The following is a 25,995-nucleotide window of genomic DNA, read 5'->3' on the forward strand; positions in this document are numbered from 1 at the left end:
CAGACGGTTTGCCCGGCGGTTTATGATGACCAATGGCAACGACAAGCTGATTTACCGGTTGGCCGAGACCGAACTGGAACCGCTCAGCGGGCTGGTGAAACGGGACGGCCAGGAAAAGTACCTGCGCCCCAAAACGTTGCAGGTGTTGTTGCACCTGCTCGAACAGCGCCCGCGCCTGGTCACCAAAGAAGAACTGCTCACCCAGGTTTGGCAGGACGTCGCCGTGACTGACGACGCGCTTGTCCAAAGCATCGTCGAGATTCGCAAGGCGCTCGGCGACAATTCGCAACAGCCGCGCTTCATCAAAACCTTTCCCAAAACCGGCTACCGTTTCATCGGCGAGGTCGAAACGCTCAACGCCACGCTGGTCGTCGAAGAGATCACTTCGGTCGAGATCGAATATGAAGAGACGGTAGAGCGACCGGCGGAGGCGGCGCTGACTGAGACTTTCCCACAGGCGGTTGCGCTTGCGCCCAGCCGCTTCCGCCGCTCGTCCCCGCGCCTGTTAGCGCCGCTGGTGGCGCTCGCATTGCTGCTCCCGCTGGGCGGCTATGTTTATTGGCGCGCCAAGTCTGAGCCGTTGCCGGCCATCAGCCTGCCGCGTGTGCCAGGCAAAAAGCCTGTGGCCGTGATGTATTTTGAAAATCGCGCCAACGACCGCGAACTGGATTGGTTGCGCGAAGGCTTGGCCGACATGCTCATCGCCAGTCTCTCGCGTTCGCAGCGGTTGACGCTGCTCAGCCGCCAGCAATTGGCGGCGCTGCTCAGCCATACGGGCAACGCCAACGCAGCGCCCATCAAACTCGCAGACGGTTTGGAAATCGCCCGGCGCGCGCAAGCTGAGTTGTTCATCCTCGGCGGTTTTGCGCGGCTGGGCGACAAGGTGCGCATTGATGTCACGCTGCACGACGCACGCACCGGCCAATTGCAAGCGGCGGAATCGCTGATTGCCGATACGCCCGCGCAAATCCTGACGCAAATTGATTTGCTCTCGCTCAAGCTGGCGGCGCATCTGGGCGCGTCGTTGGCTGAATCAGACGCGCAACGCGGGCTGGCGGCGGTGATGACGAACAATCTGGATGCCTATCGTTATTACTCGCTCGCGCTCGAACAGGCGCAGATGTTTCAGTTTCACGAAGCCATCGCGCTGTTTGAAAAAGCCCTCGCGCTCGATCCGCAATTCGCACTGGCCCACGCGCGCATCGGTTACGTTTACGCCGTGCGCATGGGGCAGGGCGAAAAGGCCAAGCCGTATCTGGAAAAGGCGCTGGCGTTCGGTGACCGCTTAAGCGAAAAGGACAAGCTGTTTATCGCGGCGTGGCAGGCCAATGCGGCACACGATGGCGCGCGCGCCAGCGAAGTTTATCAGGAACTGGCTGCGCGCTACCCGCTGGAAACGGAGGTGTACCAGCGGCTCAGTTGGCTGTTGCAGTCGCAGAACCGCTATGAAGAAGCGTTGACGGTTACGCGGCAAGGGTTGCTGACCGACCCCGAAGGGAAAGACCTCTATAACGCGCTCGGCACGGTTTGTCTGCGGCTGGGGCGGAATGAGGAGGCGCTGGCCGCCTTTCAACGTTACCTCCAGCTTGCGCCGACCGATCCGAATGCGTGGGATTCGCTCGCGCTGTTCCATCAATGGATTGGGCAGTATGCCGAGGCCGAAGCGGCGTACAACCGCGCGCTCGCGCTCAATCCCGAATCGGGCGTGGCGATCCTTCATCTGGGGCATCTGCGCTTTCAGCAAGGACGCTATCGCGCGGCCAGCGAACAATACCGGCGCTTTATTGAAATCGCCCGCGATGACAACGCGCGGGCGCGGGGCTGCGAATTTCTGGCTTGGGTTGCGTTGCAGCAAGGCAATGCGGCGAGCGCGGCGGCGGCGGCAAAAGAAGAAGTCCGCTATAAACCGGCTTCGTTGTGGAACTCACTCGTGCTGGCGCTACAGCGGCGCGATCAGGCGGCGGTGACGAAACTGAGCGAGACCTTCTTCACGCCCGCGTCATACAAATTGTATAAAGAAAACGGCCAACTGCGCATCGGGGAATATCAGCGCGGCTACGTAGCCTTGCGGCAAGGGCGCGCGGCTGAAGCGCTGCAACATTTCCGCGCAGCGTTACAACAGCGCGCCGTCGAATGGCACATTGATTCGTTCGAAAGTTGTCTGGCCGATGCCTATCTCGAACTAGGGCGCGCCGACGAAGCGATTGCCGAATACGAACGCATCCTGAAGATCAATCCCAACTATCCGCTCGCGCATTACCGGCTCGGACAGGCTTACGAACGCAAGGGGGACAGCACTCAGGCGCGCGCGGCGTACCAGCGTTTTTTGCAAGTCTGGCGCGAAGCCGACGCTGACTTGCCTGAAGTGCTGGACGCCAAGGCGTGCCTGTCCCGATAGCCTCACTTGATATTGACCCGCACCACATTCGTCGCCTTGCCATCCACCGTCAACACAATATCCACTTCGCCGCGTCCAATCAGCGTGCGCGGCACAGCCACGTTCACTTGATCCAGCCCGACCAGATCGCCTTGTGCGCCCGCGAAGGAAACCTCCGCATTCACACCGCCGATCAACGCGGTCGTCGCGGTCAGCGCACTGCGTCCGCGCAAACCCGTGCCGAAGAGCAGCAGGAAGACCTGTTCGCCCGCCGGCCCCAGATCAATGGGCGTACTGACAAAACGCTGCGTCGCCGTGTCGAAACGCGCAATCGTCTCAAAACTCTGCGCGCCATTCGCCTTGATGCGCAAGGCGACAGCCGCCGCGACGCCTTGCCCGTTGGCATTGGCCGCAAACAAACCCGGCGCGACTGCGGCAATCGTGATGTTGCCCAATGAACGCGCGCCCGCGCCGTTGGTGACGGTGATGGCGGCCTCGCCCGGGGCCGTGCCCGGCGGCAGCAAGTAGTTGATTTGTTCGGGCGCGACAAAGAACAAGGGCGCGAGGCGTTCGACGCCAAAGCTGTCACGCACGCTGACGGTCGTGCCCGCCAGTGTGGTGGGCAGTGGCACTTGATTGGCCGTGACGACACTGGCGGCCAGGTTCACGCCGAATGCCGCGACGATGGATTGGGCCGCGAGTTGCTCGCCCAGAAAGCTGGCGGCAGAGACGCTGGCGAGCGCATTGCCGAGCGTCAGCGTGCCGTTCGTGTACGTGGCTTGCAGCGCGTTCGCATTGGCGTCGGAGAACTGGCGGCGAATCGGTTGATCGCCGAAGCCGATAGTGGTCGTTGCGCCGCTGTTGGCCGCCGCGTTGAAGCGCACGGTCGCAATCGCTTGCCGGCCCGCGCGTAAACGCTGTCCGGCGGGCAGCGCCAGCGCCAGGCCCAAGCGCCCCGCCGCCGTTTGCGTGTTGTTCGTAATCAACAGCGCATCGCTCGCGCCGCTGCCAGCCGCCGCTGACACAAAGGTCAAGACGTTCGGATCGAAGTTCAGGCTGAATCCCAACGCGTTCTCGTCACCCACAGCATCGAGTTCGATGTTCAGTGTATTGGTTTGGCCCCGCGCAAGCAGCGCATCGGCGACGCGCAAGACGCGCTGCTGTTGATTGCGGGTTGCCGAACGCGAGGCATTCCGCAATCCGAAATCCGCATTCCGCAATCCACTGGGTGCAGTTGGCCCACCGACGGTTTGCGCCGCATCGAGGTTGGCGGCGTAGCGTCCGGCTTGCACCCAGTCCACGATGGCGAGTTGGCCGTCGCCTTTGCTGTCACGCGGGGCGCAATCCGCGCGTTGGAATTCGCTGCCAACTGCCGCCGTGTCCAGCCCGGCGGCAAAGCGCCCGACCAGTACCCAATCGGTGATCGCAATCGTGCCGTCGTTCTTGCCGCCAGGGCGCGGCGTCACGTCGGCTTCGTAACCGCGCGTGATCGAGATCGTCGTGCAGCCGATAAAATTGGCCGGGAGGGCTTGGGCATTGGCGTTGGAGACCTGGCGGCGAATCGGCTGGTCGCTGAAATCCAGCGTCGTGCCGTTGGCGGTCGTCGTCGCCGAAACTGCAAAGGTGACGTTGATGATTTGCCGCGTGCCCGCCGGGAAGGTCACGCCGAAATCCAGCGCCAGCGCCAAGCCGACGCGGCCTTGCGCGAGTTGATTGGTATTGATGTTGAGCGCGCCATTGCTGACGGAGCTACCGCGCGCGGCGCTCTGATACGTCAGAATCGCCGGATCGAAGGCCAGGCCGAAGCCCAGCGCGTTCTCATCTCCTTGCGCGATCAATTCAATCGGCACCGTCAGCGTGCCGCCCGGTGTGGCGCTGCCACAGACCAAGCGCACAGTGCGGCTGGTTGGCGGCGTCGGGGTTGGATTGGGCGAGGGTGTGGGTGTGGGCGTGGGTGTGGCTGTTGGTGTCGGCGTGGCTGTTGGTGTCGGCGTAACTGTCGGTGTGGGTGTCGGGCAATTCGTGCCTTGCAGTTGTGCGCGGATCAGGAAGTTCCCGGCCAGGCCAGTGACCGAATCGAGCAGCCGCAGGTTGCCGGTGCCGGTGGCGTAATAGGAACGCATCTGCGAGGGCGAATTGTCATCGAGCATGGCGGGATAAATCTCTGGCGGTACGTCCACGCGGAACCCGATCACGAAGTCGCCGGAAGTGATCGTCAACGGCGGCACGTCGTAACGATTGAAAGCATTCGCCGTATTGATCCGCGCCGCCGCTGTTTGGTAGGTCGGCGTGGTGAGCGTGCTGCTGCCCGAAGGATTCGCGGCAACCAGCACGGTGATTGACGAACCGATGGGCAGGGCGTCCAAACTGTTCGTGAAAAAGATCGAGATGCTTTGTAGCGTCGCCGGATAGCTGGTGGGCGTCAGCCGGTTGACGAAGCTCGCGTTGCTGGCGCCCGCGCGAAAGCCAATCGAGCTTTCAACGGTTCCATCGTCTACTTTTAGCTCGGTGACGCAATTGCCGGGCGCAGAGCTGATGGTGAAGTTTTCAGTCAAGAGCAGGTTGCCGTTATAAAACACGCGCACCTGCCAGTTGCCGGGCAAGGCGGCGGCGGCCTGACCGGCGATGTTTATCGCATCCCAGAAACAGACATTTTGGGCGGTGTTGTTGATCGGGGCTTGAAACTGCTTGTAGATCGAGCCGTTCGGTTGAACCCATTCCCAACGGATCAACGCTCCGTTTTGAAAGCCTGAAATGAACGTCCATTGATATGCCATCGGATCGGTCGGCGCGAAGCTGGTTTTCAGCGTTGGGGGGACGCAGTCGGCGGGAATGGGGCCGCCGCTCATGCGGTGGTCGGTGACCGTGACGCCGCCGCCGGGCGTGGGCGTGGGCGTGGGCGTGCCGCCGCCGGTGACGGTGAAATTAACCGCGTTGCTGGTTTGCGCACGGACGGTGACGGTCACGGGCGCAGTGCCTGCGGATAAGTCGGGCGGGACGATGACTTCGAGCATCGTGCCGTCAGCGGTAGCACTGAGCACGCGCGCCTGCCGGTTGCCAAAGAGCACGACGTTGTTGGCGGCGACCGGATCGAAATTGCTGCCGGTGAGCTTGACTTGAATGCCTGCCGGGCCGCTCGGCGGCGTGATCGAAACGAGCATCGGCCCCGCGCCGCCCGGCGCTTGCGCGAGCACGAAGAAAGGCGTGGCATCTACGGCGGTGATCTGGCGCAGGGAAGTAGCGATGGCGTGCGTGCGAATCTGCAGCGCCGTGTTGGGATCGGGCGGGGCCAGATCGCTGCGTACTTGGTTCTGCGTGAAAAGTCCGTCGTTGGCCGTTTGGTCGCCGCCCTGCGTGCCGTTGTCGAACAGCGCGAGGCCAAAGGGTGTCCCACCGCTCAGGTAACGGAACTCATAGGCGCCGTTTCTGAGCGTGTTGCCGCAGGTGCGGCGGCGCAAGCCGCCTTGCCCGCCCTGCGCGTCAGTGGCGCGTGCGGTGAACGTCGCCGTGGACCCGTTGTTGGCGACAACATACGACGGATTGAAAGTTATCTCAGTGATGCGGGGAGCGTCGCCAGTCGTGGCGGGATCAATGTCGGCTACCCAAAGCTGTTCGGGCGCGCCGGGCACGCGCGTGCGGAACGCGAAGCGCCGCCCGTTGGCGGCCAGCGAACTGTAGCTGCGGTCATCCCCGCCAAAGAGCAGATCAACGTCGCAATCGGTGGGAATCAACAGGTCTACACGCCCGCTGCCGTTGGTGTTGAGCAGCGGCAACGCATGACTGCCGGTCGAAACCAGGGCCTGCGCGCCATTGGTGGTCAGCCCGCCGATGCTCAGACCATTGATGCTGAAGGGTGCCAGCAATTTGGTTTGGGTGCTGCCGTCGAAGTTCAGCGAAAAGACAGTGCGTTCCTCGTTGCCTACCGCGCGGGCCGATAAGATCTTGCCGCCATCGCCACTGAGGGCCAGGCGCTGGTCACCATCGCCCGGCACCCGCCCGGTTGCGCTGACGAGGCTGCGCAGCGTCGTGCTGTCAAAGGTGAGCGTAGCGCCTCCCGCGCTCAGACAACCAACCCCAATGATCAAGCGCGCGCCGTTATCGGAAATGTCCAGGTTGTGCGTGAATCTGCCGCCACCGCAATTGTCAATCGTGTTGGTGCTCAGGCCGACGAGGTCGGCGATTTGCCGGAAGCTGAAAAGCCGCCGCAAATTCGCGCCGTTGAAATCAATCACGAAGACGCCTTCGGTCTCGTAGGTATTGCTCCGGGCATAAAAATAGACGCGGTTGCCGTCCGCCGTGAGCCGCGGCGCGTAGTTTTCGAGGCCCAACCCGATGGGGCCAAAGCCGCCCGGTATTTCGGTGGCGATGCGCTGCCGGTTGTTGCCGTCGCTGTTGGCGCTGAAGATTTCGCCCTGGCCGTCGGTCCAAATGATCCGAGAGCCGTTGGCGCTGATGTCTACGAAGGGGACGGCTGCGCTGCGGAAGGTGGCGTAATCGAAGACCTGCGTCAGCCCCGTCCCATCGCTGTTGATGGTGAAGACCGTCTTGTTGCCGGTGTTCCGGTCGCCGGTGGAGAAGACCAGCCTTGATCCGTCGGCGCTGAGCTTTAACTGGCCGATAAAAGAGGCGCCGTTCTGAAAGTCGCTGATCTGGCGGTAGACGATGGTGCGGATCACGGTGGCCGGGGTTGACTGTCCCTGCGCGGCTACGGCGGCGTGACTGGCCCGGCTGACGAACCAGGCGGGCGCGCAAGTTAGGGCGATGGCGAACAGGATGCAGGCGCTGGTAAGTCTGAAGGTTGTCATTATGATCTCCTGGGTTGAAACAACGAATCTTGGCAAATGCGCAAGCTGCCGCTCACGGTGGGCAGCGCGTGTATGGTGGCGTCAGTCAGCAAGCGTTGAAATTCCAGCGGTGTGAGTTCGAGCACGGCGGTGGCTTGCGCCGCGTCAAGCGTATCCACCTCGCGGCCGCAGACCGGACAGTTCGCACGCACGCGCAGGTATGGCACGCGCATCAGGTGGCGGCGGGTGACGGTCATTGTCAAACGGCGGACTTCCTTCATCACAATCCTTTCTGGCATCGCAATCCTTTCTGGTAAACCCTCCCGGCCTCGTTTGGTCACTTCTAGCTGACAGCCGTATACTCCGCGCGCTATCTCAAAGGTGTTGGTCATGGTGATGCGGTACTCTTTTCGCACTGAGTTGGGGCTGAAGTAACGACATTCGCACGATATTCTTCCGATATTTCTCCGTAATTGTCTTGAGGGCGCGCTGATGAAGCTCTCCGAAAAACCTGTTTATCTTCTTGCTGGTCTTGAGGTTGACCCGGCGCGTAACTGTTTGCGGCGCGCTGGTGCCGAACAAGTCTTGCGGCAAAAGAGTTTTCGGGTGCTGCTTTACTTGGTGGAACACCGCGAACGGCTGGTTACCAAAGAAGAGTTGCTCCAAAACGTTTGGGAGGGAACCGCCGTCACCGATGATGCGCTAGTCCAAATCATCGTCGAGTTGCGTAAGGTGCTCGGCGACGATTCACGCCAGCCGCGCTTCATTCGTACCATTCCCAAAGCCGGTTACCACTTCATTGGCCCGGTCGAAGAGTTGTCTGCATCTTCAATCCAGCTTGGCCAGTCCACAGTCATTGAGATCGAAGAAACCGCTTCCGTGCAGGTCGAGTTTGAAGAAACGCTTGCTCCAACTCCAGCTTTGCCGTCACCGCGCTGGTTCAACCGCAAGCCTGTTTTGTTAGCGTCGTTGGGCAGCGGTTTGGTGATTGCCGTGCTGACGCTTTTGTCGTTTAGCCAACGCCCAGCGGCGCGCACTGAAATCGCCCTGCCACATATGCCGGGCAAGCGGACCGTGGCCGTGCTGTATTTCGAGAATCAGTCGGGTGACCGCGAGTTGGATTGGCTGCGCGAAGGCTTGACCGATATGTTGATCACCAACCTCTCGCGTTCACGCACCCTGACACTGCTGAGCCGCCAGCAACTGGCCGCACTGCTCGGCCACATCGGCCAGCAAAATGCTGTGAAACTGAACTTGGAAGACGGCTTGGAAATCGGGCGGCGTGCCCAGGCAGAGATGCTGATCCTGGGCCGCTTCGCTCGCCTGGGCGAACAGGTGCGGATTGATGTCTCGCTGCACGAGGCGCGCACCGGGCAATTGCAGGCCGCCGAAGCGCTGGTGGCCGAACGCCCGGAGTTGATCCTGGGCCAGCTAGATCTGCTCGCGCTCAAACTGGCGCAGCATCTGGGCGCGACGCCTGCACAAGAAGAAGCGTCCGGCGGCGGGCTGGCGACGGTGATGACGAGCAATCTGGACGCTTACCGCTATTACTCGCTGGCGCTGGAACAGGCGCAAATGTATCAGTTCAACGAGGCGATTGCGTTGCTGGAAAAAGCGCTCGCGCTCGATCCGCAGTTTGCGCTGGCTTACGCGCGCATCGGCCACATTTACGCCGTGCGGATGGGCCAGGGCGAAAAGGCGCGCCCATACCTAGAGAAAGCCTTGCAACTAAACGAGCAGTTGCCGGGCCGCTTGAGTGAGCGGGACAAACTCTACATTGCCGCTTGGTCAGCCAACGCCAGCTACGACCCGGAACGCGCCATCGCCACTTACCGAGAATTGCTGGCCCGCTATCCGTTGGAAACCGAAGCCTATCAACGGCTGGGTTGGGTCTTGCAAAGGCTGGATCGAAACGAAGAAGCGTTGCAAGTGATCCGGCAAGGGCTGGTCACTGATCCCGATGAGAAAGACCTCTACAATGCACTCGGCGGCGTTTGCGCGCGACTCGGGCGCAATGACGAAGCGTTGGCAGCCTTTCAACGTTACATTCAACTGACGCCGAATGACCCGAATGCCTGGGATAGTCTGGGCGGGTTCCACCAACTGTTAGGCCAATATGAACCAGCCGCCGCCGCTTACAGCCGCGCGCTGGCGCTCAATCCCGAATCCCGCATCGCCATCATTCATCTGGGTACGCTTTATGTAAGACAGGGCCGTTATCGCGCCGCCATCGAGCAATTTCAGCGCCACTTTCAGATTGCGCGGGATGACAATCAGCGCGCCCGCAGCTTCCAATACACGGCGGCAGTCTATCTAAAGCAGAGCGACCTGCCCCGCGCCGCCGCTGCGATCAAAGAGGAAGTGAAGTACGGGCCGGATTCGTTATGGAACTCGCTCGTGCTGGCGCTCGCGCACGGCGAGCAAACCGCTGCGCAAAAACTCAACGCGGCAATCTTTACGCCAGCGAATTACAACCTCAACAACGAACGCGGCTTTTTACGGCACTGGAATTACCAGCGCGGCTACGTAGCGTTGAAACAAGGGCGCACTGACGAAGCCATCAACCATTTCCGCGCGGCAGTACGGCAGTGGCCCCTCGAATGGAACTATGATTCGTATGAAGATTGCTTGGCGAATGCTTATCTCGAATTAGGGCGCACGGATGAAGCCATTGCCGAATATGAACGCATCCTGAAAATCAATCCGCATTATCCGCTGGCGCAATACCACCTCGGTCAGGCTTATGAGCGCAAAGGCGAGCGGGCACAGGCGCGCGCTGCATACGAACGCTTTTTGCAGGTTTGGCAAGCTGCTGATGCGGACATTCCCGAAGTGCTCAAGGCCAAGACTTGGTTGGCCAATTCCCAATAAGGCTGACGCGCCTTTGCCTTGCCCGCTCATCTGCGGTAGAAAGCATCCACCGTGATCAATAAATGCTGACGGACTGGCACGCTACCCGTCAGCTTTCTCTCTTCCAAAGACAAGGAGCCTTGTTATGAACGCCTATTTACGCCGTTACCGCGTCGGTGTGGTTGTGCTGCTCGCGTTGAGTCTGAGCCTGAGTTCGAGTTTAACTGCGCCCGCCTATAGCCAGACCAAGCGCAACATCACCGAGCTGGACTTGTTCAAGTTCAACTGGCTTGCCGATCCGCAAATCTCGCCCGATGGCGCGCGCGTCGCGTTCGTCAAGGTCTGGGTGAATCAGAAAACCAATACTTACGATTCAGCATTGTGGGTGGTGCCGACCAATGCCCAAGCAGGCGGTGGCCCAAACGCCGAGAAGCCGCGGCAATTGACCGCCGGACCGCGCGACACCACGCCACGTTGGTCACCGGATGGCAAGACGCTGGCGTTCACACGCTCTGCTGAAAAGGAAGGCAAGCCGCAACCGCCGCAAATTTATCTGATGTCGTTTGATGGTGGCGAAGCGCAGCCATTGACTGAAATGCCACGCGGTGCGGGCGCGTTTGAATGGTCGCCCGACGGCAAGACGATTGCCTTTCAATCCACCGACGAAGGCAAGCCCGAAAAGCCGATGACCGAGGCCGGCGGCGAGCTGAAAGAGAAAGACAAAGCGCCCGAACGTGTCAGCGATGTGCGCGTCATCAACAAGGCGACCTATCGCTCGAACGGCCCCGGCTATCTCAATCCGAAAACGCACGCGCATATTTGGACGGTTAGTGTACCGGCGACACTTAGTGAAGTCGCCAAAGCTAAACAACTGACCAAAGGCAATTGGGATGAAGGTAGCGTCAAATGGTCGCCCGATGGCACGCGGCTCTATTTCATCGCGCGCCGCGTGGCCGAAGCCTATTACGAACAGCCGCACACCGATCTTTATTCGATTGATCTCAACGGCGGCGACGAAAAGAAGGTGCTGAGCTTTGACGGCGGCATGCGCGGTTACGATTTCAGTAACGACGGCAAGCGTATTTCTTTTGGCGGTTCGCTCTCGACAGTGCCCGTGCTGTCTTATAAACAACCTGACTTGTTTGTCGCTGATAACACGGTCGGCGCGACGGCCAAAAACCTGACCGAGAAATACGACTTCGACATCGGCGGCGGCATCGGCGGCGATCAGAGTGCGCCGCGCGGCGGCAGCCCCGGCAGCGCGCTGTGGAGCAAAGACGACCGCACGTTAATCGTCAATGTCGCTGAACAGGGGCACGCCAACCTGAAACGTATTGACGCGGCCACCGGCGCTGTCACGCCGCTCACGACCGGCGATCATTCCGTGCAGGCCTATTCGGCCACGCCCGATGCCTCAAAGCTGGCGTTGCTGATTTCGACTTCGGTCAACATCGGCGATTTGTTTCTGCTGGATGCGGCCAGCGGCAAGCTGACGCAACTGACCGACATCAACAAAGACCTGTTCTCACAACTCAACCTCACGCATCCCGAAGAGTTCTGGTACACCAGTTTTGACGGCAAACGCATTCAAGGGTGGATTCAGAAGCCGCCCAATTTCGACGCGACGAAAAAGTATCCATTCATTCTCGAAATCCACGGCGGCCCGCACTCGGCCTATGGCTTCACCTTCACGCACGAGTTTCAGTGGATGGCGGCGAAGGGCTACGTCGTGCTCTACACCAACCCGCGCGGCTCGACGAGCTATGGGCAGGATTTCGGCAACATCATCCAGTACAACTACCCCGGCGACGATCACAAAGATTTGATGGCGGGCGTGGATGAAGTCTTGAAGCGCGGTTATGTGGACGAAAGCAAGCTGGGCGTGACGGGCGGCAGCGGCGGCGGTGTACTGACGAATTGGGCGGTGGGCCACACCAACCGCTTCAAGGCGGCAGTCTCGCAACGTTCCATCGCTGATTGGGCGGGTTTCTGGTACACGGCGGATTTCACGCTCTTCCAACCGACCTGGTTCAAAGCCGCGCCCTGGGAAGACCCCGAAGATTTCACCAAACGTTCGCCGCTCACTTACATCAAAAACGTCACCACGCCGATGATGTTCATCGAGGGCGAAGCCGATTACCGCACGCCCCCGGCGGATGGCGGCGAGATGATGTTCCGCGCGTTGAAGTACAAGAAAGTGCCCACGGTGATGGTGCGCTTCCCCGGCGAATCGCACGAGCTGTCGCGGTCGGGCGCGCCCTGGCATCGCGTCGAACGTTTGCAGCACATCGTGAATTGGTTCGACATTTATTTGCAGGATAAACCGCTCAAGCTTTACGAAGTAGAATAGGCTGCCAGCACGGCTTCATGCCGGTAAGGAGGAGAAGATGAAATGGAGTAAGTGGCTCGACAATTGGGATATGACCGCGCTCAAGATCAATGCGGCCTTTCTCGAAATGGAATGGAAGCCGCAAGACGAAGACAAGGCCGCCGCCTGGGCGATGTATATCGAATTGCTTACGCGCATCACGACGCAACCGCTGCCCGACGCGGATGGTGACGAAAAGGCGGCGCTCAACAGCGTCTATGCGCTATTCCCGCTGACGCGCGAGATCATCAAGGCGAATGGCCGCCACTGCCTTGAATTCACCAAAATCGCCATCGTCGTGTTGAATCAGGTCATTCGCCCCTTCACCGCCAAATGGCACAAACGGTCGTTGGCGGGCGCGTTCGACAATCCGGCGGATTGCCAGACCTTCCGCGCCGAGTTGACGGCTTTGCAGGCGGAGTTGCGCAAATACACGCGGATGCTGGCCGATATGGCGGGCGTCGAAGACCTGACGACGCTGGAGCAGGCTTAGCGCGACACGTTCAGATTGAGGTCTGGGAAAGATCGTGCTTCGGGACAGTACCGCGCGCGTCAGCAAGCGGAGACTCAGGACGCACCGCGTTGCGCCAACGTTGACGCGCCGCTTGCTGACGCGCGCGGTACTGTCCCAAACTCTGACGCCCATACTTTCAACTGCAAGCTGCAAAGGTAGACGCCCCCTCGATGACACAGCCAACTTACGTCTTTCTCTCTTATGCCAAAGGCGATCTCGCTGCCGCCAGCGCGTTGGAAGCCGCGTTGCGCGCAGCGGGCTTGCGAGTCTTTCGTGACCGCAGCGACATTCGCCCCAGCGACCACTGGCCGCTCAAGATTCATCAGGCGCTGTGCGAATGTGAGCGGATGGTCTTGCTGCTCTCGCCGCACTCGATGCCATATCACAAAGAGACCTTTGCCGAATGGTTCTTTTTCGAGCAACAGGGCAAACCGATTTTTCCGTTGCTGCTGGCCGATTGCCAGTTGTTTTATCGCCTGCCTTTCACCCAACACATGGACGTGCGCGGCGGTTTGGATGCCGTTCTGCCGCAGTTGCTGGCGTGCCTGGCTGAACCGGTCGAATCCGCGCCGCCATTGCCGCCCGCCGAAACCATCGCCATTGTGCCGGATGCCGAAAAACCGGTGGCGCTTGTCGAGGCGCAAGCCGCCCTCGCCGCCGTCGCTGACGCTGCGCCCCAGCCCGTCGTGCTCACTGAAGCCGAAGCCGAGGCCATCGCCGCGCATCCGCCCGCCGATGTGCGCGCATACAGGCTGTCGCGCGTGGCGGCCTGGTCGTTGCCGCGTTATCAACTCGACCGGCGTTTCGTCAGTTTGACGCTCACGCTCGATCAGGGCGAAGAGGCGCAGGAACGCTTTGTGCCTGCGCGGCAGATGCGTTTCAACGATTTGCGCGAGGTGTTGGCGGCGGCTGACACAGACCGCGCGCTGGTGTTGCTGGGCGCGCCGGGCGGCGGCAAATCCACCGTCTTGCGGCGGCTGCAACTCGATCACAGCCTCGATCGGTTGCGCGACGAACGGGACGAAATCAGTTTTCTGCTGCCGTTGAACAGCTATCCCGCTGATTATCCGCCGCCGCGCCAGTGGCTCAACGCATGCTGGGCGCAGTTCTATCCGCATCTGCCACCGCTCGAAAGCTGGCTGGCAAACGGGCGCGCGTTGTTGTTGCTGGATGCGCTCAACGAAATGCCGCACCGCGACGCGGCGGAATACTTCGACGCCGTGGCGCGTTGGCGCGCCTTTGTGCAGGAAGCCGCCGCGCAAGGCAACCGGCTGGTGTTCACCTGCCGCAGCCTCGATTACAGCGCACGCTTGAGCGCGCCCGAATTGCGTGTGCCCCAGGTGCAGGTGCAGCCGATGGATGACGAACAGGTGCGCGCATTCCTGTTCGCCTATTGTCCGGCGCACGCCGCGCAGCATTGGGAACCGTTGCGGCGCTCCGCCCAATTCGCGCTCTATCGCACGCCATATTTGCTCAAATTGTTGAGCGATCAACTCACGGCGACGGGCAAACTGCCGGCGGGCCGCGCGGCTCTGTTCACAGGTTTTGTGCGGCAGGCGTTGGCGCGCGAAAGCAATGCGCCTTTGTTCCAACCCCTGGGTACGCACCGCTTCCAGCGTGCGGAGGTGGCAACAGACACGTCAATGCCGGAGGAGGTTCCCTCGGCATCAGTTCGTCCAATGCCAAGCCTGCACGCTGGAAGCGGTGCGTACCCAGGTGCGTACCCAGGTTCATCCTCGGACGAATTGCTGACGGAAGACGATCACCTCAAGCTCAATCATCAAACCTGGCGCGACGATTTCGACTTGCCGGACGACGGCGCGTTGCTGCCCGGCCTGAGCGCGCTGGCGCTGGCAATGCAACGGCAGGGTCAGGAACGGCTGGCCGAAGCCGAGGCCCGCCGCGTGCTGGCCCAGCCGCGCAGTCGCGATGTGCTGAAAGCCGGGCTTGCGCTCGGCCTGCTCGACAAAGACCTGGCGCGCGCCGAGATCGGATTTTTTCACCAATTGTTGCGCGAGTATTTTGCCGCGCGCCAACTGGCCCAGGCACCCGACGCGGCGCTCGCGCACGTCGAGTGGGAAGCGGCCCGCGTCACGCCGTCGCTGACAGAGACGCTGGCCGGATTGGCCTCCAACGATCCGCTGCCGCCGCTGGCGCAAACCGGTTGGGAAGAAACCTTGCTGACCGCCGCGCCGATGCTGAGTGATGTGGCCGGGTTCATACGGGAATTGCTGCCGCACAATTTGCCGCTGGCCGGACGTTGCGCCGCCGCGCCCGATGTGACCGTCGGCGCGGCCTTCAAGCGTGAATTGCAGGACGCGCTCATTCAACGCGCACAGGATTTCAAACGCGCCGATTTGCGCGCGCGCATTGCGGCGGGCGAGGCGCTGGGGCAATTGGGCGATGCGCGCTTCACCCTGCGCCAGGGCGCGCACGGCGCTTACCTGTTGCCGCCGCTTGTCACCATCGCCGCTGGTGAATATCCCATCGGTTTGAACCAGAGCGATTACGAAGACGAAACGCCGCAAATCAAAGTGCGCTTGGCGGCCTTTGAGATCGGGCAGTTCCCCGTGACCAATGCCGAGTATGCGCATTTCATCGCGGCACGAGGTTACGAAGACGAACAATGGTGGGACACGGCGGAAGCCCGCGCCTGGCGCAGTGGCGAGAGTACGGCACAAGGAGAAAAGGGCAGTTGGCGCGACTTTCGCAAACAGCTTCAGAGTTATTCAGAAGACGAATTGCGCGGAATGGTTCAGACAAACCGTGCCACGCCTGACGAAGTGGATGATTGGTTGGAGACGCGCAACTGGTCGGACAAAGAGTTCGAGCAATGGCTTGATGATGAATTTCCTCCGGGTACTTTCTATCGGGAACCGCGATACTGGAATGACGCGCGGTTCAACCAGCTCGCGCAGCCTGTGGTCGGCGTCTCGTGGTTCGAGGCGCGCGCCTATGGCAAGTGGCTGACAGCGAATGTCGCCGATGGGCGCGACTTTCGCTTGCCGACCGAATTTGAGTTCGAGGCGGCGGCGCGCGGCCAGGCGGGCAGGCTGTTTCCTTACGGCAACAAATTCGACAAGGAGCGCGGCAATACGTTTGAGAGCCACCTGCGGCGCACGACGCCCGTCGGCATCTTTGACAACGCGACGCCTGAAAAGGCTTATGACCTGACGGGCAATGCTTATACCTGGACGCTTTCGCTTTATGATCAACAACGTTTTGGCTACCGGCAGGGCGATGTGGCAGGGCGCGACGACATTCACGCGACGAACGTTAAGCGTGTCCTGCGGGGCGGCTCGTGGATCGACGATGGTGGCGTCGCGCGCTCTGTGTACCGCAACGTCAATCTTCCCGGCGTCCGCTTCAACGATTCCGGTTTTCGGGTCGTGGTAGTGCGTCCCCCTTCTTAGACTGAAGCACTGACCACTGTTGCCCTGCGACGAAGGAGCAGGGCATGAAATTTTTTTTGAAAACAGCATATGCGGTTTTCAATCTGGGGCGGGGCGTTCAAACACCAACCCCTGTCCCAGCACGTGTTCGCGCAAGCCCCAGGTGTCGGCATAGCGCACGTGATTGATCCAGCCTTGCACCGAAGCATCGAATTCGGCAAAGCTGATCTGGCCGGCGCAATACTCGCTCCAACGGTCGCGCAAACGGCGCGCGAATTTGACGACGTTGCGCGCCTTGACGCGGCGCTGGGTCGGATAGACCACAAAGCCCAACCACGGGATGCCGTGCGCGCAGGGAATGACCTGGGCAGGCGCGGCATGAACGGTCAGGCGCAATTGGGCGAGGCACTCAATGACGGCGCGTTTCCATGCATACAACTGGCGCTTGCTGTCGCTGAACAAACAAAAATCATCCACGTAACGCAAATAGGCCGGGCAGCCGAGCGTTTGCGTGACAAACCGGTCTAACGGGTCGAGATAGACATTGCTCCAAAACTGGCTGGTCAAATTGCCGATGGGCAAGCCGCGCGGACGATTGACCGCGAACAAATCATCGCCAGGGAAAAACACCATCTCGTATTCGTCAGCGAGCACGCCCGCGCCGCTCTGAATAAGGCGTTCGCACAGCCACAGCGTCGCGTCATCGGTCAGCGTCGCGCGCAACAAATCCAGCAGGATGGCGTGATCGAGTGAGGGGAAGTGTTTGACCACATCCAACCGCAGCGCGTAACGAAAGCGCCGGGCAAAATACTGCAACCGATCAACCGCGCGATGCGTCCCCTGGCCCACGCGGTTGGCATAAGAGTCGGCGTGGAAGTGCGCTTCAAAGAGCGGCTCGATCAGGTTGCAGAGCGCGTGATGCACGACGCGGTCGCGGAAGGGCGCGGCGCTCACCCGCCGTTGTTTGGGTTCGTAAATCGTAAAATTGACGTAAGCGCCCGGCTGGTAAGTGAACGCGGCCAGTTCCGCTTGCAGGTGCAACAACCGGTCGGCGAGTTGATGTTCAAATGCGGCAGCGGCCCCTTTACCGCGTTTGCCGCGCGCCGCTTGTTGATAGGCCGCCAGCAGATTCGGCCAGGCGCTGATTTGGGAATAGAGAGAACCACGGATGATGTCCAAGGAAAAGCTCAGTGAAATGACGATTCTGACGCGCTGTTATGATTTATTGGCGTGGCTCTTGCCCAAAGTCGAACGCTTTCCCAAAGCGTACCGCCACACCCTGACGCAGCGTTTGCTGGACGCCGCGCTCGATTTTCAGGAGCACCTGTTCGACGCGCAAAGCCAGAGCGGCGCGGCACGGCAAAAACAATTGCGCGCCGCCGATGCGCACCTGAACAAACTCAGGTTGTATTTGCGCCTGGCGCATCAATTCGGCTGGCTCAATCACGGGCAATATCAGCACGTCAGTCTCATGGTCGCGGAATTGGGCCGCTTGTTGGGCGGTTGGCTCAAGGCGGAGGCGTAAGCTGGTGACAACCTGGGTACGCACCGCTGGCAGCAGCGGTGCGTACCCAGGTCAATATGCGCCCGACGGTGTTTTTCGCCCGTGCGGACGGGACGCGATTGCGCCTTCTTTCAGACTCTTCGCCTCGGTGCGCCGAGCGTACTCGACGCACATTGCCGGAAGCCGCCGCCTTCGTAAAGAAAGCGGCTGGCTCGTCAACAGCGCCGCCGCCGCTGACCTTTGAAGAGGGACGAAAGGAGTGGGACGCACTACCACGACCCGAAAACCGGTATTGTTGTTGCGGTCGCCGGGTTGATTGATGTTGCGGTACACAGAGCGCGCGTTGTCATCATTGTTGATCCACGAGCCGCCCCGCAGGTGCGTTACAACCGGCCCCACAAGTTGCCTTGCGCCACGCATCTTAGCCTGCGCTTGGCCCATGTCAAAAAACCAAGTAACTGCTCAGCCCCCGGTGCGGCGCGCGTCTCGCGGGCATAGTCAAATGGGGCGGATTGAAATTGAAGGGCGTCTCGGCCAGCCAGTTTGGTCTGATTTGACGCTTGCCCGCGAGACGCGCGCCGCACCGACTGAGTAGTTACAAAACCAAAAAAATTTCATGCCCTGCTCCTTCGTCGCAGGGCAACAGTGTTCAGTGCTTCAGTCTAAGAAGGGGGACGCACTACCACGACCCGAAAACCGGTAAGGCCGTCGCGGTCGCCGGGAAGACCGAAGTCGCGGCACACAGAGCGCGCGACGTCAACACTGCCGATCCACGAGCCGCCCCGCAGGACACGCCTGTCATTTGTCGTCAGGTTCTCCTTCCGCGCTTCAAGCTGCGGTTTGTCGTAAGCACTCAAACACCACTCCCACACGTTCCCGCTCATCTCTTCGACGCCATACGGTGACGCCCCTTGCGGATAGACGCCCACCGCAGTCGTTTGCCCAATGCTGTTTGCCACATTGCCTTTCGCCGCGTCGTAATCGTTGCCATAAGGATAGACCCGGCCATCCACACCGCGCGCCGCTTTTTCCCATTCAAATTCTGTCGGCAGGCGCACCTCTTCGCGCCACGCCTTGTCCAACTCTGCCAGCCGCCACGTCAGCCAGCGGCAAAAGGCGCTGGCTTCGAACCAATTCACCGTGTCGCGCGGATGATTGCCGAATTTGAAAGACTGCTCAGCGGGCTGGCGATGACTGTCATTCGCCGCCAAGCCCTGCCACCAGCGCGCATCGCCGTAGCCACCGTCATCCACGAAGCACTGATATTGCGCATACGTCACCGGATAGCGGCTGATGAAATAGCGCGGCAGCGTCAACTTTTGCGGCTTGGCTGCCGATGCATCATTCGCCAAGCCGTACTGAAACTCGCCCGCTGGGATTTCCTTCCATTCAAGGTCGGGCAAACCATCACGCACGCCCACGCCGCGCCGCTTGTCCAAACCGGTTTGCCCCAAGGCACGGCCAATGGCGGCGCGTGCGTGCGCATGCGGTTCGCGTTGCACAGCGGTCAGACGCGGCAGCCAGCGTTCGCGCAACCGTGCGCGTGTCGCCTCAGCCAGGGCCGCGCCGCTGCGCACGATGCACTGCGCGGCGATTTCGGGTTGGGCGTCGGCCAGCCATTCGACGATGGGCGTGCAATCGTCGCTATACAAACCGGCCAGCAGGATGGCGGCCTCTTCCCAGTTGGTGCGCTCCCACCAACGCGCGGGGGGCCAGAGGTCGGCGGCGCGCAAACGACCGGCGCGGCGTTCGGCGTCCATAAAGTGCGCGGCGAAATACTCCTGCAATAACTGGTGGCTGAAGGCGACCTGCTCGCCCAGATTGAGCAAACTGGCGCTGCCCGCCAAATATAACAAACGGTCAGCCAGAATGGTTTTGGCTTCGGCTAGCGGCAACACGGTTTGCGCGTTGCCGCTGGCGTTTTGCGCGCGGCGGATTTGCATTTCATAGGCGACGCGCGCCAGCCCGCCGGTGAGCAGGGTTTGTTCCTCAGCGCTCACTTTCTCGCGTTGCAGCAAGGTGCGCACAAACAGCGCAAAGAGTTCGCCGCGATTGTCGGGCAAATCGCCCTCTTCGGCGTAAACGCTGGTCAGCATCAACAGCATGTAAGGATTGCGCGCCAGTTCCAGCAGCGTGTGCTGGCCGCGCACCTTCTCACGCCAGACGCGATCTTGTTCGCCCGTCGTGCCGCCATACACATTCGGGTTTTCTTTGGGAATGTCAGCCGCCGTCCAAAACAACTCGAAGCTTGCGCCCGCCTTTTGCCAGGCATCCCACGTCGCCCGGACTTCGGCGCCGCCCGCCAGCCGCCAAAACAGCGTTTCGCCCGCGTTGGGCAAATAACCCGTGACGAATTGGCGGATGCGCGGCGGGTCGAGCGGCGTGATGTTGAGGCGGTCAAAGCCCAGCTCAACCTGGTCGTAATCGAGCACGCGGCACGATACGACCGCCAGCAAGGCGGGGTGCTGATGCGTGGCGAGAAAGCGTTTGACCTCGGCGTATTTGGCGGCGTGCTGGGCGGCGGGCAATTCGTTGAGGCCGTCGAGCAAGAGCGCGGCACGGCGCGTTTGCAGCAATTCGTCGAGCCGCCCGCCAAGATCGCCCAATTCGGCGGCGATGAAATCACGCAGCGTTTGCGCGGGGTCAATCCATTTTTTGAGTTGAATCAACAACGGCAGCGGCGCGGCGGCGTCCTGACGGGCGCGCTGATCCAAATCCGCCGCCAGTTTGAACAGCGTCGTCGTTTTGCCCGCGCCCGGTTCGCCCAGCAATACGGCGCGTTTGAGGCGGTTGATTTCGGCGACGGCGTCTTCAAAGCGTTTGGGTTCGTCTTGGGCGCGAAACGAGAACAATTCAAACACCGCCGGCATTTCGGCGGCGCGCCGCTGTTGTTGCGTAACGCCGCCCAACGGCGTGTATTTGTCGTTGTGGATGATCTGCCGCAGGTTGAGCCGGTCAAGGTAATCGGTTTCGAGCGTGCGCGCGGTGGGCGTGGTTGTGGTGGTTAGGGGGCGCGGCAAGGCGCTCAATAACCGCGCCACGGCGTTTTCATACGCGCAGTTGAAACAGGCTACGCCCTGGCAATCGAGCAGCAGAAAGTAATCGTCCGCGGCGGCGAGGTCTTCGGCCAGCAGCGGGATGATGAGTTTCTTTTTCTGGAGCGCGAAAAGAATCTCTTTGCGCACCCAATGGCTTTGCAACGCGGCGGTCGTCACGATGACGACCAGAGCGTAAGAATTGTTGAGGCCGGTGACGATGGCCTTGATCCATTCGTCGCCGCCCTTGATCGCTTCGGTGTCAATCCAACTGGCGTGCCCGGCCTGCCCCAGGTCGTCAATCAGCCGCGCAGCCAGGTCGGCGCTCGTGTGGTGATAGCTGATGAACACCGTCGGGCGGCGTTCGCGCGCGGGCGTGGCTTGGGTCAAAGGGGAAATCATCGGCAATCAATAACGGTTCTAAGTGCTGGCGTAGGCGCGCTGCGACGCGACGAGAGCGCCGCCCGCTGGGCAGTGGCGCGGCGGCGTGCGCGGAATGTACCCCCGGCCCGTCACTCAAGGCAAGCAACTATAGTTTTTAAGAAAAAGAATTTCCGAAAAGTCCCAAAGGGACGACCAGCCCACAGCCCAGGGTGCAGCCCTGGGGGGGCTGACGCCCTTTCAGGGCTTCGCACAACGACTCAATCTGCGTTCTGGGGCTGCCCCCCAGGCTGTTGGCTGACGCTCCGTTGGAGCTTGCTGCGGCAATTCTTTTTCTTGAAGTCTATAGATCGGTTTGCAATTGCGTTTACGGGAGCAGCTTGGGTCGGGACGGTACCGCGCGCGTCAGCAAGCGGCGCGTCAAGCTTAGGCCGTGGCCCGAGCCATTCAGGCTCCGCTTGCTAACGCGCGCGGTACCGTCCCACCAGCCAGGCTCGCCTGACCGGTCACCTTGTAAACTCAATGGCAAACCGGTCTGCCGCTGGTTGTTATGAAATCAGGCAGCAGGAACCAGGCAGCGGGAATCAGCGTCGTTTCGCCAGCGCGCCACAGCGGCTTTGCGCCGCGCCGCCGCTGGGCAACGCTGGCAAGGCCAGCGCTGCCGCCGCTATGGCCGCCCGGTTGATGGTGAAGTTGTCCGCCGCAATCAGCGTGTCTTTGTAATACGCCCGCGCCTGCCAATTGCCGGGCAGTCCGGCAGCGTTCGCGCCCGCAATGTCAATCCAGGCCCAGAAACAGCCAAAGCCGTTGAAGTTGAGCGTAATGTTGGTCGTGAAGTAGAGGGAACCGTTGGGTTGCAGAAAGTCTACGCGCACGACATCGCCGACGGTCGCGTTGGCCACGCGCGTCCATTGGTAGGCGCGCTGATCGGTTGTGAGGAAGACCGATTTGGGCGTCGGCGTCACACAGCCCTGCGCAATCGGCCCGGCGGTCGTCTGATGTTCAAGGACGCTCAGCGCGCCGCTGCTGCCACAAGGCGAGGCGGGCGGGTCAGCCGCAAGCAAATTGATGTCGGTGAGCGCGCCGTTCTGGCCGTTCAAGTCAAACACATGCCAAAACTCACCCGCGCCGCTCGGCGCAATATACGTGCGCAGCAAACCGCTGCTGCCAAAAATCTGCACCGTCGCCCGCGAACGTGCGATGCCGTCGGCGTATTCGCTTTCGTAATCGTCAATGAAAAAGCGATAGGTGCCCGCCGTCTGTCGGGCAATCTGCACCGTCTCGGTGGGTGGATGCCCTGAGAGTTCGATGTTGTCCACCTCCAACGCGGCGTAGGGCGCGGCGGTCAGGCTGCCGTAATCATTCCAATACACGTGGAAACAATTGTTGGAACCGTCGGGGCCGTACAGGTGCGCGTCCAGATCATCGGGAAAACCCGCCGTGTCTTTTGTCCAGTTGACGGTGATGCGCAACTGGCCGGTAGCCAAAGTCGGCGAGAGCGAAATGTTTTGCGTCAACGTCTGCCCGGCCACCACGGTGATGGCGAATTGCGTGGCGGCAAAGCCAGTCGCCGCCGCCGTCAACGTGCGCGGGCCTGGTGGCACATTGTTGAGCGTGTATGCGCCATTCGCCGCCGAGGTCGCGGTCAGTGTCGTATTCGCAATGCTGATGGCCGCGCCTGCCAATGGCTGGCCCGTCGCGGCATTGCGCACGATGCCGGTCACTGTGCCCGTCGTGGCCGTTGAGCCAACGGTGATCGCCACCGTTTTGGTATCGCTCAGCGGCGGTGTGCCGCTGTCGGTGACGGTGAAGCTGACGGTGTACGTGCCGGTTTGTGCGGCGCTGGGCGTCCAACTGAATTGACGTGTCGCCGCGTTGAACGATGCGCCCGCAGGCAGATTGCTGGCCGCATAGACCAGCGTTTGCCCGGTGTCCGCATCGGTGGCCGACACGGTGAAATTCAACGGCTGACTGGGCTGCACGGTTTGCGCGCCGGGCACGGTCAGCACGGGCGCGCGATTGGCGCTGCGAATGACGTTCACCAAAAACGCGCGCGCAAAGCCTGCGCCCAGGTTGTCAATCGCGGTGAGCGTGAAGCCGAACGTGCCGACATCATTCGCGCCCGGTGACAATCGAATGGTGCGGCCATTGGCTGGCAGCGTAGCCCACGGCGGCCCGTTCAACGTGACCTGCACGGTTTGGCCGCTGTCAGGGTCTTCGGCGACAAAGGCGATGTCGCTGCTCGTGCCGGCCACCACCGTCAAATCGGGTGGGATCAAAATATAAGGCGATTGATTGCTGGTCGCGGCAGGCAAGGTCAGCGTGCCAACATCGGTGAAGCCGCCCGGATTGGCAGTGGTGCGATTGCTTTCGGTGCGGTCTACGCGAAAGTTGGGCCGCACATAACTGGCTTCGACGATCAGCACATCGCTGGCGGAGTTGACGGGCACGTTGCGAATCACAAAGCCGCCGTTGCCATCGGTGAAATCTTCCTGCCCACGCACGCGCACCAGCACGCGCCGCGCCGGTGTGCGGTCGCTATCGAGCACGCGCCCGATGACGGTGGTCGTGGGCCGGGCGAGCGCGGCGAAATAATACGTGGCTTCGGGCACCGTGCCGTTGGGCGCGAGAATCTGTTTGCCATCGCTGGAAACAGTGGCCGCTCCCGCATCAATGAAGCGGCCCAGCGTCGCGCTGTCGGCAGTTTGATCCAGGCGATACAGCCGTAGCGTCGCGCCTGCCGGAAAGCCGTCGGCGTTGGGGAAGGTGAGGCGTGCGCCGGGTGTGAACCTGGTGCCAAAGGGCGTGATTTGAATGATGGTCGAACTGAAAACGCCGGTGGGCAAACTGACGGGCGTGCGGCTCAATTGCACCTGCGTCAGCGTCAGCACGCCGCTCGTCGCGCCGTCAGGGAACTGAAAGCGCATACCCACAGGCAAGCCCAGTGTCACGTCGCCAGTTTGAATTTGCGGCGGCGTTTGCTGTGTGTCGTCAGGCGCAAACGCGGCTGGCGCATAGCTCGGCACGCTCAGCATGATTTCTTCCGACTCGTCCGCCTGCACGTTCTGGCCGCCGACTTGCGCCGAAGCGCCATAGGTTTGTTGCAAGGTGATGGGCCGCGCGATTTGATTGTCGCGGTTGGCGGTGAAGGGCAGTAGGAAACTGACCTTGCCGAAGGGCGGACTGACCGGCAATTTGCTGCCGTCCACTTCGACAATCGCGCCCAACGCCGAGCCTTGCGGTTCGGGAAACACAAACGAGCCGGACAGGCCCGTATTCACCAGCGCCTGGCGCACGCGCACGGTCACGTCTTTTAACGGCGCGCGCTCGGTATTTTCCACCAAGCCGCTCAGCGAGGTGCGAATGCGCAAGGGATCGGCGCTGCGGCCTTCGCCCTGCGGCGTGCGCACCGTGACGACGCTGGTTTCGACGCCCGTCGGCAAGGTCACGGTCAGTTGGGTGGGCGCTGCGTTGGTGACTTGGGCCTCGACGCCGCCGATGCGCACGGTGTTATTGGCCGCCGTGCCCGCAAAGCCGTTGCCCTGAATCGTCAGCGTCTGGCCCGCCAAGGCCGTCGCCGCGCTGAAGCCGCTGATGACCGGCGGCGCGTTGCCCGCTGGCGACGCGATTTCAATCTCGACCAGATTTGAAGACTGACCGCCGCCCGATCCACCGTTTGACCCAATGGACAGGCTGACACGCCCCAGGCCGATCAAGCTGCGCGGCAATTCGACATTCATTTGATCCAGCCCGGCCAGCCCACCCTGCGCGCCGGCGAAATCCGGTGTGACCGCCACGCCGCCCAACAGCAGGCGCACCGATTCCTGACGATTGCCGTCGTTGTTCGGATCAGCCGCGCGCAACGTGCCCGTGAAAAACAACAGCAAGAAGACCCGCTCACCCGCCGGCGAAAGATCGAGCGGACGCGGACGCAGCAAGCCCGACGCCGCGTCGAATTGCGCGACCGTTTCAAAACTCTGTTCGCCATTGGCCTTGACGCGCAGCGCCACCGCCGCCGGTGCGCCCGTGCCGTTCGCATTGGCCGTGAAGATGGCAGGTGCGACGGCTTTGACGTCCAGCGTCCCCGTCGAAGTGCCCGCGCCGGATTGCACCGTGAGCGTGGCCACGCCCGCTGCCGTCGCTTCAGGAATCACGAAGTTGATTTGATTGAGCGAGACGAAAAACAGGCCCGCCGCGCGTTCAACGCCCGCGCTGTCTTTGACGCGCACACTCGTGCCCGCCAGCGTGGTTGGAAGCGGAACGCTGCTCGAAGCCTCGGTGCCGGTGGACAAGGCCGCGCCAAAGGCCGAGACAATCGCACCGGGCGCCAGCGCCGTGGCTTCAAAACTGGCGGCGGAGATCGTGACCACCGCGTTTTGCTGCGCGTGAAATTTGGCGGCGACGGAAGGATGGTTGGTTGTGTTTAGCAGCAGGAAAGGTGCGACAAGCACCAGAACGATGGCGTAGCGAACAGAATCGGTGAGCGCGTGGGGATGTCTCATGGGGCCTCCTTGTTGATAAAGCCTATGGTATGGGGGCGGGCGCATCATACCATCCGCCTTGGCGGAGAAAGTAGCGCAACCTGCCGAGGTTGCGCCGCTTTATCCACTTCAAGTGTGGCGCAACCTGTTGCCTATTGCTGTACTAAATGAAGCCGCGCAACCTCGGCAGCATTCGTTTCTACACAAGTCTGACGCTCTGTGTCTTTGCCCTGCAAGGGCAGCATTCAATAGCCGTGGGCAACGCCCACGGTAGGCCGTCAGCAGGTTCTACGGCCCTGAAGGGGCCGG

General features: G+C 61.4%; 11 protein-coding genes. 6 read left to right on the forward strand and 5 right to left on the reverse strand.

The genetic code is table 11. The features are described from left to right. Positions 1-22 precede the first annotated feature (22 nt). Positions 23-2,398 (forward strand): tetratricopeptide repeat protein, encoded by a 2,376-nt coding sequence (locus HY011_11650; GenBank protein ID MBI3423583.1) that lies wholly within the window; start codon positions 23-25, stop codon positions 2,396-2,398. Positions 2,399-2,400: 2 nt separating this feature from the next. On the opposite strand, the gene HY011_11655 is transcribed toward HY011_11650, so the two are convergent. Continuing rightward, complete coding sequence (locus HY011_11655; protein MBI3423584.1) at positions 2,401-7,182, reverse strand: IPT/TIG domain-containing protein; 4,782 nt, start codon at positions 7,180-7,182, stop codon at positions 2,401-2,403. Beyond that, the gene (locus tag HY011_11660; GenBank protein ID MBI3423585.1) at positions 7,182-7,460 is read right to left on the reverse strand and encodes a hypothetical protein; all 279 of its coding nucleotides are present in this window, start codon (positions 7,458-7,460) and stop codon (positions 7,182-7,184) included. Before HY011_11660 ends, HY011_11655 begins: the two co-directional genes overlap by 1 nt. A 193-nt stretch (positions 7,461-7,653) precedes the next feature. Between HY011_11660 and HY011_11665 the strand changes: the two genes are divergently transcribed. From HY011_11665 to HY011_11680, 4 genes are all read left to right on the forward strand, one after another. Beyond that, positions 7,654-10,032 carry a tetratricopeptide repeat protein gene (locus tag HY011_11665; GenBank protein MBI3423586.1) on the forward strand — a complete coding sequence of 793 codons (2,379 nt, stop codon included), beginning with the start codon at positions 7,654-7,656 and terminating at the stop codon, positions 10,030-10,032. Between the two features lie 124 nt (positions 10,033-10,156). Beyond that, positions 10,157-12,361 (forward strand): S9 family peptidase, encoded by a 2,205-nt coding sequence (locus tag HY011_11670; GenBank protein ID MBI3423587.1) that lies wholly within the window; start codon positions 10,157-10,159, stop codon positions 12,359-12,361. A 37-nt stretch (positions 12,362-12,398) separates the two neighbouring features. Continuing rightward, positions 12,399-12,872, forward strand: a complete 474-nt coding sequence (locus HY011_11675) for a hypothetical protein (protein ID MBI3423588.1) — start codon at positions 12,399-12,401, stop codon at positions 12,870-12,872. A gap of 191 nt (positions 12,873-13,063) precedes the next feature. After that, complete coding sequence (locus HY011_11680) at positions 13,064-16,306, forward strand: SUMF1/EgtB/PvdO family nonheme iron enzyme (GenBank protein ID MBI3423589.1); 3,243 nt, start codon at positions 13,064-13,066, stop codon at positions 16,304-16,306. Between the two features lie 78 nt (positions 16,307-16,384). On the opposite strand, the gene HY011_11685 is transcribed toward HY011_11680, so the two are convergent. Next, positions 16,385-17,464 carry an RNA-dependent DNA polymerase gene (locus HY011_11685; protein ID MBI3423590.1) on the reverse strand — a complete coding sequence of 360 codons (1,080 nt, stop codon included), beginning with the start codon at positions 17,462-17,464 and terminating at the stop codon, positions 16,385-16,387. A gap of 16 nt (positions 17,465-17,480) precedes the next feature. On the opposite strand from HY011_11685, the gene avd reads away from it, so the two are divergent. Continuing rightward, entirely contained in the window at positions 17,481-17,810 is a 330-nt protein-coding gene (avd, locus tag HY011_11690; protein MBI3423591.1) for a diversity-generating retroelement protein Avd, read from the forward strand. A 641-nt stretch (positions 17,811-18,451) separates the two neighbouring features. On the opposite strand, the gene HY011_11695 is transcribed toward avd, so the two are convergent. After that, positions 18,452-21,226 carry an SUMF1/EgtB/PvdO family nonheme iron enzyme gene (locus HY011_11695; protein MBI3423592.1) on the reverse strand — a complete coding sequence of 925 codons (2,775 nt, stop codon included), beginning with the start codon at positions 21,224-21,226 and terminating at the stop codon, positions 18,452-18,454. Between the two features lie 563 nt (positions 21,227-21,789). Beyond that, positions 21,790-25,707 carry a carboxypeptidase regulatory-like domain-containing protein gene (locus HY011_11700; protein ID MBI3423593.1) on the reverse strand — a complete coding sequence of 1,306 codons (3,918 nt, stop codon included), beginning with the start codon at positions 25,705-25,707 and terminating at the stop codon, positions 21,790-21,792. Positions 25,708-25,995: the final 288 nt, after the last annotated feature.

This window comes from Acidobacteriota bacterium (assembly GCA_016196035.1).
Taxonomy (GTDB): Bacteria; Acidobacteriota; Blastocatellia; order RBC074; family RBC074; genus JACPYM01.

Coding starts and splice junctions, on each gene's coding strand:
- HY011_11650 (MBI3423583.1), top strand. CDS start 23: ATGATGACCAATGGCAACGACAAGCTGATTTACCGGTTGGCCGAGACC.
- HY011_11655 (MBI3423584.1), bottom strand. CDS start 7,182: ATGACAACCTTCAGACTTACCAGCGCCTGCATCCTGTTCGCCATCGCC.
- HY011_11660 (MBI3423585.1), bottom strand. CDS start 7,460: ATGCCAGAAAGGATTGTGATGAAGGAAGTCCGCCGTTTGACAATGACC.
- HY011_11665 (MBI3423586.1), top strand. CDS start 7,654: ATGAAGCTCTCCGAAAAACCTGTTTATCTTCTTGCTGGTCTTGAGGTT.
- HY011_11670 (MBI3423587.1), top strand. CDS start 10,157: ATGAACGCCTATTTACGCCGTTACCGCGTCGGTGTGGTTGTGCTGCTC.
- HY011_11675 (MBI3423588.1), top strand. CDS start 12,399: ATGAAATGGAGTAAGTGGCTCGACAATTGGGATATGACCGCGCTCAAG.
- HY011_11680 (MBI3423589.1), top strand. CDS start 13,064: ATGACACAGCCAACTTACGTCTTTCTCTCTTATGCCAAAGGCGATCTC.
- avd (MBI3423591.1), top strand. CDS start 17,481: ATGACGATTCTGACGCGCTGTTATGATTTATTGGCGTGGCTCTTGCCC.
- HY011_11695 (MBI3423592.1), bottom strand. CDS start 21,226: ATGATTTCCCCTTTGACCCAAGCCACGCCCGCGCGCGAACGCCGCCCG.
- HY011_11700 (MBI3423593.1), bottom strand. CDS start 25,707: ATGAGACATCCCCACGCGCTCACCGATTCTGTTCGCTACGCCATCGTT.